General features: G+C 61.1%; 15 protein-coding genes and 5 pseudogenes. 11 read left to right on the plus strand and 9 right to left on the minus strand.

The window, feature by feature from the left end; all coding sequences use genetic code 11:
* The first annotated feature begins 20 nt into the window (after positions 1–20).
* Both ACD578_RS26125 and ACD578_RS26130 read left to right on the plus strand, forming a co-directional pair.
* Positions 21–413: a transposase gene (locus ACD578_RS26125; RefSeq protein WP_404294769.1), complete on the plus strand. Its 393-nt coding sequence runs from the start codon at positions 21–23 to the stop codon at positions 411–413.
* A 48-nt stretch (positions 414–461) separates the two neighbouring features.
* A complete protein-coding gene (locus ACD578_RS26130; protein WP_404294770.1) occupies positions 462–2,138 on the plus strand; it encodes an IS1182 family transposase in 1,677 nt (558 codons plus the stop codon).
* Here ACD578_RS26130 and ACD578_RS26135 read toward each other — a convergent pair.
* The 7 genes and pseudogenes from ACD578_RS26135 to ACD578_RS26165 form a co-directional block, all read right to left on the minus strand.
* Positions 2,113–2,589, minus strand: a complete 477-nt coding sequence (locus tag ACD578_RS26135; protein ID WP_404294772.1) for a hypothetical protein — start codon at positions 2,587–2,589, stop codon at positions 2,113–2,115. The two genes, ACD578_RS26130 and ACD578_RS26135, sit on opposite strands and share 26 nt — an antisense overlap.
* A 154-nt stretch (positions 2,590–2,743) precedes the next feature.
* Positions 2,744–3,379 carry an OmpW family protein gene (locus tag ACD578_RS26140; RefSeq protein WP_404294774.1) on the minus strand — a complete coding sequence of 212 codons (636 nt, stop codon included), beginning with the start codon at positions 3,377–3,379 and terminating at the stop codon, positions 2,744–2,746.
* Positions 3,380–3,513: 134 nt separating this feature from the next.
* Positions 3,514–3,609, minus strand: a pseudogene (locus ACD578_RS26145) (IS3 family transposase); the annotation flags it as partial.
* Positions 3,601–3,939: pseudogene (locus ACD578_RS26150) on the minus strand (IS481 family transposase); the annotation flags it as partial. The pseudogenes ACD578_RS26150 and ACD578_RS26145, both read right to left, overlap by 9 nt.
* 114 nt (positions 3,940–4,053) lie before the next feature.
* A complete protein-coding gene (gene rpoN, locus ACD578_RS26155) occupies positions 4,054–5,493 on the minus strand; it encodes an RNA polymerase factor sigma-54 (RefSeq protein ID WP_404294775.1) in 1,440 nt (479 codons plus the stop codon).
* Between the two features lie 37 nt (positions 5,494–5,530).
* A complete protein-coding gene (locus tag ACD578_RS26160) occupies positions 5,531–6,112 on the minus strand; it encodes a peroxiredoxin (protein WP_404294777.1) in 582 nt (193 codons plus the stop codon).
* Positions 6,112–6,423 carry a hypothetical protein gene (locus ACD578_RS26165; protein WP_404294779.1) on the minus strand — a complete coding sequence of 104 codons (312 nt, stop codon included), beginning with the start codon at positions 6,421–6,423 and terminating at the stop codon, positions 6,112–6,114. The genes ACD578_RS26160 and ACD578_RS26165 overlap by 1 nt, the downstream gene beginning before the upstream one ends.
* Before the next feature lie 446 nt (positions 6,424–6,869).
* On the opposite strand from ACD578_RS26165, the gene ACD578_RS26170 reads away from it, so the two are divergent.
* Positions 6,870–7,562: a nitrogen fixation protein NifQ gene (locus tag ACD578_RS26170; protein ID WP_404294780.1), complete on the plus strand. Its 693-nt coding sequence runs from the start codon at positions 6,870–6,872 to the stop codon at positions 7,560–7,562.
* 50 nt (positions 7,563–7,612) lie between these two features.
* Here ACD578_RS26170 and ACD578_RS26175 read toward each other — a convergent pair.
* Positions 7,613–7,705, minus strand: a pseudogene (locus ACD578_RS26175) (hypothetical protein); the annotation flags it as partial.
* Between the two features lie 251 nt (positions 7,706–7,956).
* Between ACD578_RS26175 and ACD578_RS26180 the strand changes: the two are divergent.
* From ACD578_RS26180 to ACD578_RS26205, 6 genes and pseudogenes are all read left to right on the plus strand, one after another.
* Positions 7,957–8,427, plus strand: a complete 471-nt coding sequence (locus ACD578_RS26180) for an RT0821/Lpp0805 family surface protein (protein WP_404294781.1) — start codon at positions 7,957–7,959, stop codon at positions 8,425–8,427.
* A gap of 21 nt (positions 8,428–8,448) precedes the next feature.
* Positions 8,449–9,666, plus strand: a complete 1,218-nt coding sequence (locus tag ACD578_RS26185; protein ID WP_404294783.1) for a cytochrome P450 — start codon at positions 8,449–8,451, stop codon at positions 9,664–9,666.
* 42 nt (positions 9,667–9,708) lie between these two features.
* Positions 9,709–9,951: a ferredoxin gene (locus tag ACD578_RS26190; RefSeq protein ID WP_404294785.1), complete on the plus strand. Its 243-nt coding sequence runs from the start codon at positions 9,709–9,711 to the stop codon at positions 9,949–9,951.
* Between the two features lie 254 nt (positions 9,952–10,205).
* On the plus strand, positions 10,206–10,745 hold the full coding sequence (locus ACD578_RS26195; protein WP_404294787.1) for a nuclear transport factor 2 family protein: 540 nt from the start codon (positions 10,206–10,208) through the stop codon (positions 10,743–10,745).
* Positions 10,746–11,357: 612 nt separating this feature from the next.
* Complete coding sequence (locus ACD578_RS26200) at positions 11,358–11,747, plus strand: hypothetical protein (RefSeq protein WP_404294789.1); 390 nt, start codon at positions 11,358–11,360, stop codon at positions 11,745–11,747.
* Positions 11,748–11,789: 42 nt separating this feature from the next.
* Positions 11,790–12,625 (plus strand): annotated as a pseudogene (locus tag ACD578_RS26205) (IS630 family transposase); the annotation flags it as partial.
* 62 nt (positions 12,626–12,687) lie between these two features.
* Here the strand turns inward: ACD578_RS26205 and ACD578_RS26210 are convergent.
* Positions 12,688–12,927, minus strand: a pseudogene (locus tag ACD578_RS26210) (omptin family outer membrane protease); the annotation flags it as partial.
* Between the two features lie 541 nt (positions 12,928–13,468).
* On the opposite strand from ACD578_RS26210, the gene nifH reads away from it, so the two are divergent.
* Positions 13,469–14,362: a nitrogenase iron protein gene (nifH, locus tag ACD578_RS26215; protein ID WP_404294791.1), complete on the plus strand. Its 894-nt coding sequence runs from the start codon at positions 13,469–13,471 to the stop codon at positions 14,360–14,362.
* 103 nt (positions 14,363–14,465) lie between these two features.
* Positions 14,466–15,968, plus strand: coding sequence for a nitrogenase molybdenum-iron protein alpha chain (nifD, locus tag ACD578_RS26220; RefSeq protein ID WP_404294792.1), 1,503 nt, complete (start codon positions 14,466–14,468; stop codon positions 15,966–15,968).
* The last annotated feature ends 118 nt before the right edge of the window (positions 15,969–16,086 follow it).

The following is a 16,086-nucleotide window of genomic DNA, read 5'->3' on the forward strand; positions in this document are numbered from 1 at the left end:
CTTCGCGCCGCTCTTTCGCCATGGACGTGGCACCATGCCGAGATCCTGCTCGTCGGCGTCATCCTGGCGCCCGGCAAACGCACTGTGACCAGCCTTCTGCGGATCACTGGCTCAGCCGCGAGCGCCACTTCGTCAATTATCACCGCGTTCTCAATCGCGCAGGATGGAACAGCCGCCGCGCCGCTCACCTGCTCCTTGGATTACTGATTGACACCTTTGTCCCGGCTAGCCCGGTGATCCTCGGTCTCGACGACACCATTGAGCGCCGCCGCGGCAAGCGCATTGCAGCCAAAGGCATCTACCGCGATCCGGTGCGCTCATCCGATGCCCACTTCGTCAAAGCATCAGGACTGCGCTGGACTTGCTTCGCGGAAGATACTGCTGGCGAATGGGCTGGAGCACTTGAGGCGTGATCGGCGTTCTGGGTTTTGGGGGCTGCACCACCATCCCGGAGATCTTTCATGTCGCTCCGCCCGACCGTGAGTGGCAATGTCCCAGCATCGACCGCAAGCGTTGTCCGTGCAGCCTTTCCCCGTGGCAATCCCTCTCTGCTCTTGCGCGACCGTGTCGGGACGATTTTCGCCGGCGCTCAGGTCGCGTCCCTCTTCGCCTCTTGCGGACAGCCGGCCGAATGCCCGTGGCGGCTGGTGCTGGTGAGCTTGCTCCAGTTCGCCGAGAACCTGTCCGACCGGCGGGCGGCCGATGCTGTCCGCGGTCGCACCGACTGGAAGTACCCGCTGGGATTGGACCTGACCGATCCTGGCTTCGGCGCTTCGGTTCTAAGCGAGTTCCGCGGTCGTCTTGTCGCTGGAGGCGCGGAAGAACACCTGCTCGATACCCTTATGGCACTGTGCCGGGAGCACAAGCTGCTGAACGCCCGTGGCCGCCAGCGAACCGACTCCACGCATGTGCTCGGAGCGGTCGGTTCCCTGAACCGTCTTGCCTGCGTGACCGAGACCATGCGGGCGGCTCTGAATGTCCAGGCATCCGCTGCGCCCGTGTGGTTGCGCGCTCAAGCCAATCCCGTCTGGCTCGAGCGGTATGGCAGGCGGGCTGACGACTATGATGTCCTGCAGGGCGAAGCGAAGCGGCGGGTCCACGCTGAACAGATCGGTCGCGATGGCCATCAGTTGCTCGCGGCGATCACAGCCCCTGGCGCACCGATATGGCTGCGCGAGATCCCGGCTGTTGAGCTGCTGCGGCAGGTCTGGGTGCAGAATTTCTGCCTGATCAGTGAAGCTCCACCCGCGACCTCAGGCTCTGCCTCTGATGGGCGGCGGACCGATCACGAGGGGTTTCCACTCTCCCTGCTGATGGTCGCCTCGCCCTACGATCCGGAGGTGCACGATGCCAAGAAGCAGTCAACGATCTGGATCGGCTACAAGGTGCATCTGACCGAGACGTGCGATGAAGGCGGACCACACTTGATCACGCATGTGGAGACCTCGCCGGCACCCATCGTTGATCGCGACGCTCTCGACGACATCCATGCGGCGCTCGAGGCCAAGGGCCTGCTGCCCGATACTCATCTGGCCGATGCCGGTTATGTTGCGGCTGACCAGCTTGTCGCCAGCCGGAAGAAAGGCGTCACGCTGTTAGGGCCGGCTCCCAAGGATGATCAATGGCAGGCCCGTTCAGGAGAAGGCTTCACCGTGCAGGACTTCCTCCTCGATTGGGAGCGGGAAGTGGCGACCTGCCCGGCAGGGCATCAGAGCAAGAGTTGGGCCCCCGACTACCATCAGGGGCGAACCGCGTTCAAAGTCCGCTTCTCGACAACAGATTGTCGGCCGTGTCCGTTGAAGACACAGTGTCCCCGAAGCGGGCGGCGACTGCTCACGCTACGCCCACGCGAGGAACACGAGACGCTGGAGGCGGCTCGCCAGCGCGAGGAGCAACTTGCCTTCTCAAAAGAGTATCGACAGCGCGCTGGCATCGGGGGAACGATTTCGGCGGGCGTCCGGGTCCTGCATCTGCGGCGCTCGCGCTATATCGGTCTCGCCAAAACGCACCTTCAACACGTGCTGAGGGCGGCTGCCATGAACCTCATCCGACTCGGGGCTTGGTTTGCGGGCACGCCACTTGCACGAACCCGGCAACCCGCATTTACCAGGCTCATGATGGCTCCCGTCCCAGCATGATGAATTCGCCAGCAGTATCAAAAGCGGAGCAAGACCAGTCCTCCCACTCGACGAGTACGAGCAACGCCGCGACCTGGAGCAGCGCAAGGAGGCGCTGGCTGATCAGGAGGAGCTCCTGCGCAACGATGCGCAGCGCCAGCAGCAACTGGCCGGTATCGCAGCCTCCCTGGAGGCCTTTCGCGAGCGGCTGCAGCACGGGCTGGCGAAGGCCACCTTCGAGCAGCGCCGGCAGCTTGTGCTGTTGCTCGTTCACCGTGTCGTCGTCACGAGCGACGAGGTCGAAATCCACTATGTGCTGCCCATCAGCCTTGCGAGTGAGCACGTCCGCTTTTGTCCATTGCGTAAGGACTACTTCAACCACCCACCTGCGTGGCAGCGGCTGAAAGCTCTGTTGCTCGGATAGCCTACGCGCGATCTCGATCACGAAGTCCCGATAGGCCGCCTGGCCCATCAATCTCCCGCGATCGTCGCGGAAAAGAACAGACCTCTCGTAAGGATTGCAACATGATCTCGATCAAGCTGCAGCCACAGAGTGTGTCCCACAGAGCGAAAGAGACTCCAATTTTGAAGCCTCTTCCGGAGATTCGAGCTGAAAGTCAGCCAGCTCAGAACCGATAAGTCACGCCGGTGCTGATCAGCCACGGGTCGATCTTGACCTTGCCATCGATCGCGCCGGCATTGACACTCACATCGGGCTCAAGGAAGATCTTCTTGACGTCCAGGTTGATGCCCCAATGCTTGTCGATCATGATATCGACACCGGCCTGTAGGGCGAAGCCGATCGTGTTCGCGAGATTGAATTTTTCAAAGCTGCCCTTCGCCTTCTCGTCGAAGAAGAAGGTGTAGTTAATGCCCGCGCCGACGTAAGGCTTGACCATGCCGAGATCAGTGAAGTGGTATTGCAGCATGAGGGTCGGCGGAAGCAGCCACACATCGCCGATCCGGACACTCTCAAGGCTTCCAGCCCCCTTCACCCGATGAGGCGTCACGCCGAGGATGAGTTCGGCCGCCAAATTGGGCGTGAAGAAGTATGAGATGTCCAGTTCGGGCACAACCGAGGTCGAGATGTCGACGTCGCCGCCTACGTTCAAATCGGCATTGGGTTGCGGATGAACGACGAGGGCACGTCCACGGATCATCCAGGGGCGGAAGGTGTTGACAGCGACAACTGGAGCGGCGGGCGCCTTGTTACGGCCAATCAAATCAGAAGCCTGGGCGATAGATGTGGCGCCGGCGAGCATCGTTCCGGACAAAGCGGCAACAAGGAGAAGGCGAGACATGGTCATTTTGACTCCGTTTCTCACACGCGCCCGACACGGCCACGTGTGCTTGACTGACTGGATTTGCTTCGGTCTAGTGGAGAGTGTTTTGCTGTCTATTCGGCGTGCCTTTCGAACTGAACCGGACTGACATAGTCGAGCGTCGAATGCCGCCGGACAGGGTTGTAGAAGCCGTCGATGTAACGGCCGAGCCCCTCAGACTTGAGGATGCGGTAGACCGCATCGCAGTTGAGATGCGGCAGGAAGTGCGTGACCACGAAGGTGAGGTCATCGAGCGGAAAGCCGGTGGCCTGGCGCAGGGCGCAGACAATGGCCCGCTCTTCCTCGGTGACTTTCCAGGGCAGCTTGTGCAGCCGGCTGCTATGATCCTGACAGTCATGGGCTCCGCGCTTGCGCCACTTGCGGATGGTCTCGGTGCTCACGCCGAAGCGGTTGGCCAGCACGCCGGTGGGCTCGGCTGAGCGGGCGATCTCCTCGCGAACGGCTGGGGTGGTGCGGGCACGCGGATGAATGGAGAGCATCACGTCCTCCTTCGATGAGGGGTTCGGCGTCGCAGGCCGTCAAAGCGCCAAATATATTCCTCAATCGCCCAACGCATCCGATCCCAACAACCTTCCGCCACCAAACAGCCCTCCCTAGGCCCACAAGCGCTTTTCCCGGCGGCGCTGCACGGAGGAGGGGATGTTCATCGCCTCGCGATACTTTGCGACGGTGCGGCGCGCAAGATCGATGCCAGTTTCCTTAAGTCGGACGACAATGTCATCGTCGGACAGCACATCATCAGGCGATTCCACGGCGACCATCGCCTTGATCCGATGGCGGACAGCCTCGGCGGAGTGCGCGTCGCCACCTTGGGAGGAGGCGATTGCGACAGTGAAAAAATACTTCAGTTCGAACACGCCGCGCGGAGTGAGCATGTACTTGTGCGACGTCACCCGGCTTATCGTCGACTCGTGCATGTTGATCGCGTCAGCGACAGTTCTGAGATTGAGAGGCCGCAGGTGGGCGATGCCATGTTCAAAAAAGGCATCCTGCTGGCGGACGATTTCAGCCGCTACCTTAAGGATTGTCTTGGCGCGCTGATCGAGGCTGCGGATTAGCCAGTTCGCGTTTTGGAAGCATTCGTTGAGAAATGCCTGATCTTTCGAATTGTGGGCGGTCGCGCGTGAGACTTCGGCGAAATAGGTTTGGTTGATCAGCAGCTTGGGCAGCGTATCCGGCTCAAGTTCGATTTGCCATCCACCTCCGGGCGAGGGTTGGACCCAGACGTCGGGAATGATGGATTCCGGGCCTCCGGACTGGAACCGGTTTCCCGGCTTGGGGTCGAGCGCACGGATTTCATGCAGCATGTCGAGAAGGTCGTCTTCATCGACCCCGCAATGCCGCTTCAATGCTTGAAAATCGCGCTGCGCAAGCATCTCAAGATTGGCAACCAAAGTTGCCATCGCCGGGTCGAACCGGTCTCGCTGGCGCAACTGTATCTCGAGGCATTCGCTGAGAGTACGCGCAAAGATTCCCGGTGGATCAAAGAGCTGCAAGGTTCTGAGAACCCGTTCTACATCAGCCTCCCGGACATTTAGGCTCCCGGCCAGCTCCAAAAGGTCTACCTGAAGATACCCGGTGTCTTCCAGATGATCGGAAAGCGCGCGAGCAATCAGCCGCTCCTGCGGTGTGTATGCGGTGAGAGCGATCTGACGAGCGACATGGTCGTGCAATGTTTCGGTGGAGGCGGTAAACTCGCCGAGGGCAAGGCTTTGCCCGGGCGGGATATTGATTGTGTCGCGCGTTGATTTCCATTGCATGAGCTGTTCCGGGGCCCCGGTCCTGGTCGGCTCATCAACGTCGTTTTCGCGTGCGCCGATGTGCGGATCCTCGGCCGAAGTCGACAAAACATCGCCTAGAGCCCCGCCATCGTTTGGCGCTAGCTCCAAAAGCGGGTTCTTTTCGATTTCCTGCTCCACGAACTGACGCAGTTCGGCATGCGTCAGTTGCAGCAAGCGGATCGACTCAATGAGTTGAGGTGTTATACTCAGAGATTGCTTCTGACGCTGAAGCTGGCTTGCTGAGAATCTCATGGTGAAACTCCTGTCAAGCGACGCACTTGGTCGGGCATCATGGGATCTGTGAGATGTTGATTCGTCCAGGTCGTGCGGCGGCCGCGGTTTGAAAGGCCTTCAGCGCTTCGAGAACGTTCTGCGGCGACGAGATGCCGTAAGGGTCGGTTTCGCAGTTGTCGGAGAAGCCGTCCTCCTCGAACCACTGCTCCACCACGCCGTTATCGATCACGGCAGCGTACCGCCAGGAGCGCATACCGAAGCCGAGATTCTCCTTGGCGACCAGCATGCCCATCTTACGCGTGAACTCACCCGAGCCGTCCGGGATGAGCTTGACTTTTCGCAGCCCCAAGGCCTTGCCCCACGCATTCATGACGAAGGCATCGTTGACGGAGATGCAGTAGATCGCGTTAATTCCTTCCCTTTCAAACTCGTCATAGAGCTTTTCGAAATCGGGCAGTTGGTAGGTCGAGCAGGTCGGGGTGAAGGCGCCAGACAACGAGAACAGGACGACGCGCTTGCCGCTGAAATAGTAGTCGGATGTCTTGTCTTCCCAGCGGTAGGGGTTTGGCCCCTCGATGGACTCATCGCGAACACGGGTGCGAAATGTGACGAAGGGAACCATCTTATTAACGGTCATCAATGGTGCTCCTCGAGAAGAAAAGCGGGCAATGCAATCACGTCAGGATGGTTATCGAGGCCGGGATAGGAACATCGGACGAAATCGACGACGTCCTGACCGGCATGGTCGCCGCGCGCGAGACGGATGGTCCGACCGTTTCCCGGACGGCCGTAAACGTCCATCGATCCGTCATCGCGCGGTTGCCGGAAATGCGATTCCGCATGGTCAATAACAGCGGCGGTGTTGCGCAGGGGGCGCGTTGATGGCGCCGGCGTGTGCAAACGAGGAGCACTCACGCCGGATAAACGGTGCCAATCAGTTTGCGACAAAGCCCGTCTCCTCACTCCGCGACGCATGTACAGAGAACCAAGCATGTCCCGTGCCAAGGAAAAAACTCATTGCAAAACAATATATTGGCTCTAATGCTGCGATGCCGCCTGTCCGACATTGTCTACTATCGGACCATGCGGAGCGCGGTTGGATGTCGGGTGAACGGCCCTGTTCCCGCGGAGCAATCCTGTCCGCCACTCCTGGGACAACGTCAGGCAACCGACACCGGCTGTCGGGTCTGTCGGGTCCGCGACACGGTAGCGTGCAGCCCGGCTTCCTGCTGCACTCTCAAGCCATTGACCCGTATGCAGAAAATTATTCCTGAGGCGCTTTCTACGCAATTGGCACGCCTTTTGAAACTCCTCCGTCGGGAGTCGAGAGAACTGCCCACCGACACTTATATCGTGGGTACCCGCGATCGATGGTCCGCAGGAAGGAGAGCACCATGTCAGGTCTGCGTCAGAACCGCAGTCTGTGGGAAACAGGTATCCCTCGTGGACTCCGAATGTCCTTTTGGTCCGACGAGCGACGACACTCACAATCGCGCAGCATCGGCCGATGGCCGATCGACCTGGAGACCGGGTTCGACCAGCATGTGCTTGCCTGTGTCCTCTCACGAGCGCTCAAGGAGGTCGAGGCCGGCGAGGCGACGGCGACGGGGGCAACTGGCCTTTCGCGTGCCGAGCTGCGGGATGTCCTGACCAGCAATTTCCCTATTATCGCTGTCAGCGCTTTCGCCTTGCAAGAGGTGAACGACCGCGAGCCGGATATGGAGGAAGAGCTGTTGCGCGGCCTGCTGTTCGCGCATGCCCGGCCGGGCGACCCAGTGAGTGCCCGCTTCGCTAAGATCATCGCCCGGCGTGCCTTGTGCAGTAACCATCTCTGGCAGGACCTCGGCCTTTTCAACCGGGCCGCGCTCAGCCGCTTGCTTGCCACGCATTTTCCGGTGCTGGCGGCCGGCAACACCAAAAACATGAAATGGAAGAAGTACTTTTACCGCAAGCTCTGCGAGGCTGAAGGTTTTTCGCTCTGCGCCGCGCCCAGTTGCCGGGAATGCAACGAATTCGACAGCTGCTTCGGCCCGGAGGAGGGCGAAAGCCTCCACGCACGGATCAAGAACGGGCTCGCCTTGGATTAAGAGTGGCTTTCGCCAGCAGGACAAGGCCGCCAGTCTTGATCGCCATTCGTCTAAATCCACAGGCGCTTTTCCCGGCGGCGTTGCACGGAGGAGGGGATGTTCATCACCTTGCGGTATTTTGTGAGGGTGCGGCGCGCAGTGTCATGTCGGTTTCCTCGAGCCGAACGACGATGTCATGTAGGACAGCACATCTTCGGGCGTTCTCCTCGCGCTGTTCGAGGTAGGAAAATGCCGGGTCTCGAAGATTTCGCTCGGGAAGGCGCGCAATCCGCTCTTCCGGCCAGGCCGCTGCCCGGTGAAGAGGCTTACAATCTTGTCGGATGGCGAACGCTATGCCGCGCAACCTAGGGAGTCATTAGGTGTGACTTTTTCGTTCTTGGAGACCCGACGCGCCATGAGGGCCGATGCGCGCCGTTATAAATCAGACGCCTTCCTGAGCGAAGCCATGAAAATGCTCGCCGTAGGGATGATCCCCCTGTCGGCGGGCGCCTGCAGCTTCTCCTTCGGGACCGTGGGACTGCAGGAGGAGGAGCCGCAGGTCACGGACTCGGTCAGCCGGACGGCCGTGCCCCTGTCGCCCGACCTCAACGAGGAGGATTGGCGCCGGGCCAAGGCGGCCCTCTCCGTGGCGCTCGATCCGCAGCGGCCCGGCACCCAGGTCTCCTGGGATAATCCGGCCTCCGACCGGAAGGGCACCTTCACGCCCACAAGCGCTCCCTTCGTGAAGGACGACCAGATCTGCCGGAACTTCACGGCTCTCATCAACGGATCGTCCTCCTCCCTCCAGGGCATGGCCCGCCGGCCCTCGGGCGGCGAATGGGTGATCAGGGGCATCAAGCCGGTCAAGACGACCGCCAAGGTCTAGCCGAAGATGAGGAGAAACCAAGTGGCGAGCAACCCGGTTCCAGATCATGTCCCACCCGAAATGGTGAGGGACTTCAGCCTGTTCACGTCGGCTGGCATGCTGCCGACGCCCAACGGGGATCCGCACGCAGCTGTCGCTTGCGTCCATGCCGGGCCACCGATCTTTTATTCCCCCTACAACACACGCAATGGCCGGGGGACCTGGGTCATTACGCGCGCCAGAGACCAGCGCAGGGTGCTGCAGGACGCCGAAACCTTTTCCAGCCATCGCAGCATCTTCGCCTCCGCCCTCGGCGAAAACTGGCCGATGATCCCGCTCGAACTCGATCCACCGGCCCATGGCATTTTTCGCTCACTACTCAATCCGCTGTTCTCGCCCAAGCGGGTGATGGTGCTCGAACCGGCTGTCCGGGAGCGAGCGATCGCGCTGATCGACAGGATCGCCGCATCGGGCACAAGCTGCGATGTTATGAAGGATTTTGCCTTTCCTTTCACAGTCAACATCTTCCTTGGCTTTCTGGGGCTATCGGATGACCGCCTCGATACATTTGTCGGCTGGGCGAATGATCTGCTCCACGGCGACAATGTCAAACGACCGGCGGCGGCCCGGATGATTGTGGCGTTCATCGACGAACTTGCAGCCATGCGCCGCAAGGAACCAGTCGCCGATTTCATGACCTTCGTCGTGCAGGCAGAGGTCGAGGGCCGTCCGCTGACCGACGAGGAAGTCCGTGGCACCGGGGTGCTTCTGTTCGTCGCTGGACTCGACACAGTTGCAGCAGCGATAGGCTTTGACTTGGCCCATCTCGCGCGCAATCCCAAAGACCAGGACTTGCTGCGGAGCGAACCGGATCGAATCGGGCTCGCAGCCGAAGAATTGCTGCGCGCCTATCCAACCGTGCAGATGATCCGGGTGGCAACGAAAAATATCGACTTCGAAGGCGCGCCGATCCGTAAGGGGGACTATATTTCCTGCGCCACGATGATTGCCAATCGTGACCCGGCGGAATTCGAATGCCCCAACACGATCGATCTTGCGCGAGAGGACAACCGCCATGCTGCCTTTGGCTATGGCCCGCATCGTTGCCTTGGCTCACACCTTGCCCGGCGGGAGATTGTCATCGGCCTCGAGGAGTGGCTGGCGCGCATTCCGGGCTTCCGGATCAAGGACGGTACGGCGCCCATCACCCATGGTGGCCATGTGTTCGGGATCGAGAATCTGATCCTGGACTGGTCCTGACCAAGGCCACCCGAATCGGAGCACAGAAATGGAGGTAGCGCCATGCGCATCATCGTCCGCCATGCCACATGCCAGGGTCACGCGCGATGCTGGGCGCAAGCGCCGGACATCTTCAAGCTTGATGACGAGGGCTACATCCTGCCCGGTGACATTAAAGTTGAGGAGGGGTACGAACTGCTCGCGTCACGAGGCGCGCAAGCCTGCCCCGAACGTGCACTCGAAATTGATTGCACAGCCGCTGCGCTTGAATCGGTGTTTATTCAATCGAGAGTCAAGCAGGCTTAAATTGCAGTCAGCCCGACCTGGCCGCACAGCGAAAAGGACGGCGCGCGGCCTCTGTCCTGCCACCGTCCTCGTCCAACTGGGCAGTGGGGTCATCCTCTCCGGTATCGAGCTGCTCCACTTGATACGCAAACGGCAGGCGAGGTTCGCCTTACAGTCCGGCTCCTTCAATCGCCGACCCGTTCGAAATCGTTGCAGCGGACCGGAGGCGCGAAAACGCCTCTTCCTGACCAATCTCAGCATTCGCGACAGAGCCGATGAACCAGGCAAGGACTTCCGAACTACACGACCGGGAGGCGATCCGCGACTGCCTCTATCGGTACTGCCGTGGGATAGACCGCGCGGACGAGGCGGCGCTGCGCAGCTCGTACTGGCCCGATGCGTATGACCATCACGGGGCCTATTCTGGCTCGGCCGAGGGCTTCATCCAGTTTGCGCTCGGTGTCTTCAAGAGCGGACCGCGCAACATCCATCAGATCACGAACGTCCTGATCGAGTTCATCGGCCCGGCAGAGGCCGCGGTCGAGAGCTACTTCACCGCGCTGCAACGCGGACCAGACGAGGCCGGAGAGATACGCCAGGTGCTCCTCTGCGGCCGCTATTGCGATCTGTTTCAGAAGAGGGCAGGGGAATGGCGGATTGCCGAACGCACGGTGGTCTACGATTGGCTCGAGGAGCAGACCCCGCCGGCGGCCTCCGAGACAGAGCGGTTCGGCCCCTGGCAGCCGCTCGGAGCATCGTATCCGGATGACCCGGTCTACGCGCTCGGGAAACGCCGCATTTCTTCAGAGATATGAAAGTGTACTGCATATGAATGTAACGCTTGAATGCTCCGCTCCCATAGCCACGGTGCCTTCAGAGGTTCCCAACTGGAGAGCCGCGTCGGCTGCGGAGACGAAAGACTATAACTATCCTGCAATGCCCCAGCGCTTCTCCCGGCAAAGGCCTTGCCGGTGAGGATGCGGCCGTGAGGATTGCCTTTCCGAGCCGAAACGGCGCGACCGCGACAGCGATCTGCTCCGTCACCACGAGCCCGCCGACGGTCCTGGTGGGCAATGTTGCCCTACGGTTCGTTATGCTCTCCTGAGATGGGCGCACTCTCCGAAACCCCACGCTGCTTCTGCGGTGATGGATCAGACCAGAGGCGGAAGACGGCTGATGGCCGATGGGTGTTCACGACAGCAGGGAGGGAAGATCTTGCCCAGGCTCAGGCAGCCGCAGGACGTGGCGCATTGATCGGGTCGGTTACGCCATCGCTCCTGCCACCTTGGGCTTCAGTCCACCCGTTTCTGACGCGCCCTCTTGTTCATCCGGCAGGTCAACGTATTGTGGGCTGATCCCTCCCTCCCAACGGCTTCCAACCTCATTCTCACCACCATCCTCTTTGGCGGCACCAACCGCGGCACTTCGTGTCGGTCGCTAGCGCCCAGACGCTGGCGGAAGCCTTACCGGAGGCTGAGCTCTGGTTCTGGCGCCGCGACGGCCTCGTCCAGGTCTGCTCCCGTGACGTTCTGATGGGGCACGCGCGGCCGTTCGAGGTGGACCTGCCAGTGACGGGCGAGGCGATCGGCAGCCTTGAGGTGGCGCTTGACCGTGCCAGTCGAGAGCACAGGCTTCTGGTGCTCGGTCTCCACGGCGGGATGGCCGAAAGCGGCGAGTTGGCCGCCCTGTGCGAAGCTCGCGGCGTCCACTTTGCCGGGGCGGGCTCGGCCGCCAGCCGTCTGGCCTTCGACAAGGTGGCTGTGGCGCAGACCAGCCTTGCGACACCGCCCACTCTCACGCTAGTGTTCTGTCACTGACGGGTGATTCCGAAATCCAGTGCAACATGCGATCCTGCCAGGATGGGTAAGATCGAACGCATTGAGGTTCCGACGGCTGATCGGGATCGCCTGGAGAACCTGGTCCGGGATCGCAATACGCCCCAGAAGGTTGTCTGGCGGGCTCGGATTGTTCTGCTGACGGGCGAGGGCTTGCGCGCCACCGAGGTGGCCGCCCGCGTTGGCACGAGCACTCTGACCGTCCGGCGCTGGCGCCGTCGCTATGCGCAGGCTGGCGTGGAGGGGCTTCTCAAGGACGCCTCTCGCCCACCGGGGCGCAAGCCTCTTTCGACCGCTGTGATCCATCGGGTTGTCGACATGACCCTGCATGAGAAACCACCGCGAGCGACCCACTGGAGCGTGCGCTCGATGGCGGCTGCCGTGGGCCTGTCCCACACCAGCGTGCAGCGGATCTGGCACGCCCACGGCCTCAAGCCGCACTTGGTCAAGACGTTCAAGCTCTCCACTGACAAACGTTTCGTCGAGAAGGTTCAGGACGTGGTCGGCTTGTATCTCGATCCGCCGGACAGGGCCCTGGTTCTCTCGGTTGATGAGAAGTCTCAGATCCAGGCGCTTGACCGCACCCAGCCGGGCTTGCCGCTCAAGAAGGGGCGCGCCGGCACGATGACCCACGACGATCAACGGCATGGCACCACGACCCTGTTTGCCGCTCTGGATGGGGCGAGCGGCACGGTCCTGGGCACCTGCATGAAGCGGCATCGCCATCAGGAGTTCTTACGCTTCCTGCGCGAGATCGACCGGGTCACGGACAAGCGCCTCGACCTGCACCTGATTGTCGACAATGACGCGACCCACAAGCACCCGAAGTGAAGGCTTGGCTCGAGAGGCATCCGCGCTTCGTCGTGAGCGAGAAGCGCACCGAGACGGCGTATTCAGCACCAAGGCTCAGGCCAACCATCCAATCGGGAGCGAAATCCTCGGTGAATAGGAGGTCCCGCTGGTTATGATGGTCCTTGTCCTCCGCAACCACAAACGGACTGGTGATAACCTCACGGGTCACACGCCAGGATCCGGTCGCATAGGTCGCGCCTAGGCCAACATAAGGAGTGTGCCACCATTGCTGGTAAGCGACACCAAGCCCATGCGAGTCGTCTGTGCCGACCGAGTTCCTGAAGCCGCCATTCTCCGAATAGACGACCATGGGCGTGGCACCGTTTGGTATCGGGCAGCTCTGGCCACCGGCGGGCACTGCTGAGTTCGATGACTGGGCAGTCGAAGCGTTGTGAAGATCGTCAGGTCCCGATGCCGTCTGGTGGCGATCTCGCTCGTTGCGTTCTTCCGCAAACGGAAAGGCAACAGATATCCGGCATGAGGACTTCTCCACTGGCGGAGCTTGGATGTGCAAAGGCCTCCATTTCGACGCTCGTTGATCCAGCTGTGCGTACGCTGACAGATCGCCAGCCCTTATGGCTCTCCAGCGAGGTCAACGTATAGCGATCGCAGGTCACGCCATCCGACACCTTCTGTCGCGTTTGTCGGCTCTGCGACACAGGCTTGTTGGGCCCGTCACTTGTTGTGCCTCAGGCTAAGTAGCTGAAAAACAATCGCAAAGTTCGTTCTTCGGCTCGATCCGACAAATTGGCACGAGTTTTGAAACTCTCTCGTCGCGGGGCGGCAGGAGCTGCCGATCGACATGCATGGCGCGGGTAACCGCGATCGATGAAACGAGAGAAGGAAGCAACATGGCAGGTCTGCGTCAGATCGCATTCTATGGGAAAGGAGGTATCGGCAAATCCACCACCTCCCAAAACACGCTCGCCGCCCTTGTCGACCTCGGGCAGAAGATCCTCATCGTCGGCTGCGACCCCAAAGCCGACTCCACCCGCCTGATCCTGAACGCGAAGGCGCAGGACACCGTCCTGCATCTCGCGGCGCAGGAAGGCTCGGTGGAAGACCTCGAACTCGAGGACGTACTCAAGGTCGGCTACCGAGGCATCAAGTGCGTGGAGTCCGGCGGCCCCGAGCCGGGCGTCGGCTGCGCCGGCCGCGGCGTCATCACCTCGATCAACTTCCTCGAGGAGAACGGCGCCTATGACGATGTCGACTATGTCTCCTATGACGTGCTCGGCGACGTGGTGTGCGGCGGCTTCGCGATGCCGATCCGCGAGAACAAGGCCCAGGAAATCTACATCGTCATGTCCGGCGAGATGATGGCGCTCTATGCCGCCAACAACATCGCCAAGGGCATCCTGAAATATGCCCATGCGGGCGGCGTGCGGATCGGCGGTCTGATCTGCAACGAGCGCCAGACCGACCGTGAGCTCGACCTCGCCGAGGCGCTGGCGGCCAAGCTCAATTCCAAGCTCATCCACTTCGTGCCGCGCGACAACATCGTCCAGCACGCCGAGCTCAGGAAGATGACAGTGATCCAGTACGCGCCGGACTCCAAGCAGGCCGGGGAATACCGCGCGCTGGCCGAGAAAATCCATGCTAATTCGGGCCAGGGCACCATTCCGACCCCGATCACCATGGAAGAGCTCGAGGACATGCTGCTCGACTTCGGCATCATGAAGACCGACGAGCAGATGCTTGCCGAGCTTCAGGCCAAGGAAGCGACGCGGGCGGCCGCCCGGTAACCGCCGCTGCCGACAGGAGGCGCCGACCTTGACCCGGCGTGCCTTTCCACGAACGGCGCCTCGTCGGCGAGGCGTCACCCGAACCTTGAAAGGGGCAGGGCCCATGAGCCTGGACCACGAGAATAACGGCGCTCTCCATGAGAAGCTCATCGAGGAAGTGCTGTCGCAATATCCAGATAAGGCGGCGAAGCGCCGCAAGAAGCACCTCAGTGTTGCCACGCGCAGGGATGAGATCGGCGAGGCGGGCAAGGTCCTGTCCGAATGCGACGTCAAATCGAACATCAAGTCCATTCCGGGCGTGATGACAATCCGCGGCTGCGCCTATGCCGGCTCCAAAGGTGTGGTGTGGGGTCCGGTCAAGGATATGGTCCACATCTCGCACGGGCCAGTCGGTTGCGGTCAATATTCCTGGTCGCAGCGCCGCAACTACTACACTGGCATGACGGGCATCGACACGTTCGTGACGATGCAGTTCACCTCCGACTTCCAGGAGAAGGACATCGTTTTCGGTGGCGACAAGAAGCTGGAACAGGTCATCGACGAGATCGAGGAACTGTTTCCGCTGAACAAGGGCATTACCGTGCAGTCCGAATGCCCGATCGGCCTGATTGGCGACGATATCGAGGCGGTGTCGCGCAAGAAGGCCAAGGAGCACGACAAGACGATTGTGCCGGTGCGCTGCGAGGGTTTCCGCGGCGTCTCGCAATCGCTCGGCCACCACATCGCCAACGACGCGATCCGCGACTGGGTCTTCGACAAGAAGGAAGTCGAGTTCGAGTCCAGCCCTTACGACGTCAACGTCATCGGCGACTACAATATCGGCGGCGACGCCTGGGCCTCGCGCATCCTGCTCGAGGAGGTGGGGCTGCGCGTGGTCGGCAACTGGTCCGGGGACGCCACGCTCGCCGAGATCGAGCGCGCGCCGAAGGCTAAGCTCAACCTCATCCACTGCTACCGGTCGATGAACTACATCTGCCGGCACATGGAGGAAAAGTACGGCATCGCCTGGATGGAATACAATTTCTTTGGCCCCTCCCAGATCGAAGCCTCTCTGCGCAAGATTGCCAAGCATTTCGGGCCGGAAATCGAGGACAAGACCGAGGCGGTCATCGCCAAGTACCGGCCCTTGGTCGATGCGGTCATCGCCAAGTATCGGCCGCGCCTCGAGGGCAAGACGGTGATGCTCTATGTCGGCGGCCTGCGTCCCCGTCACGTCATCACGGCCTACGAGGATCTCGGCATGGAGATCGTCGGCACCGGCTACGAGTTCGGCCACAACGACGACTATCAGCGCACTGGCCATTACGTGAAGAAGGGTACGCTGATCTATGACGACGTGACCGGTTACGAGCTGGAGAAATTCATCGAGGGGATCCGCCCTGATCTCGTTGGCTCCGGCATCAAGGAGAAGTACCCGGTACAGAAGATGGGCATCCCGTTCCGTCAGATGCACTCCTGGGATTATTCCGGCCCGTATCACGGCTATGACGGGTTTGCCATCTTCGCCCGCGACATGGATCTGGCCATCAATTACCCGGTCTGGGACCTCTACGACGCCCCCTGGAAGAAAAAGGCCGTGCCGCCGGCAGCGATCGCAGCCGAATGAGAACCTAGCCTCCCAGAGACAGGGAGGCCGATGAACGCCCGCGGGCTTTGATCCGCGGGAGACCTGAAACGTCTCGACATCCCTGTGCCGCCGTATGGCGCGGCCAGATGGAAGAGGT

It is taken from the genome of Microvirga sp. RSM25, assembly GCF_044784385.1.
GTDB classification, from domain to species: domain Bacteria; phylum Pseudomonadota; class Alphaproteobacteria; order Rhizobiales; family Beijerinckiaceae; genus Microvirga; species Microvirga tunisiensis.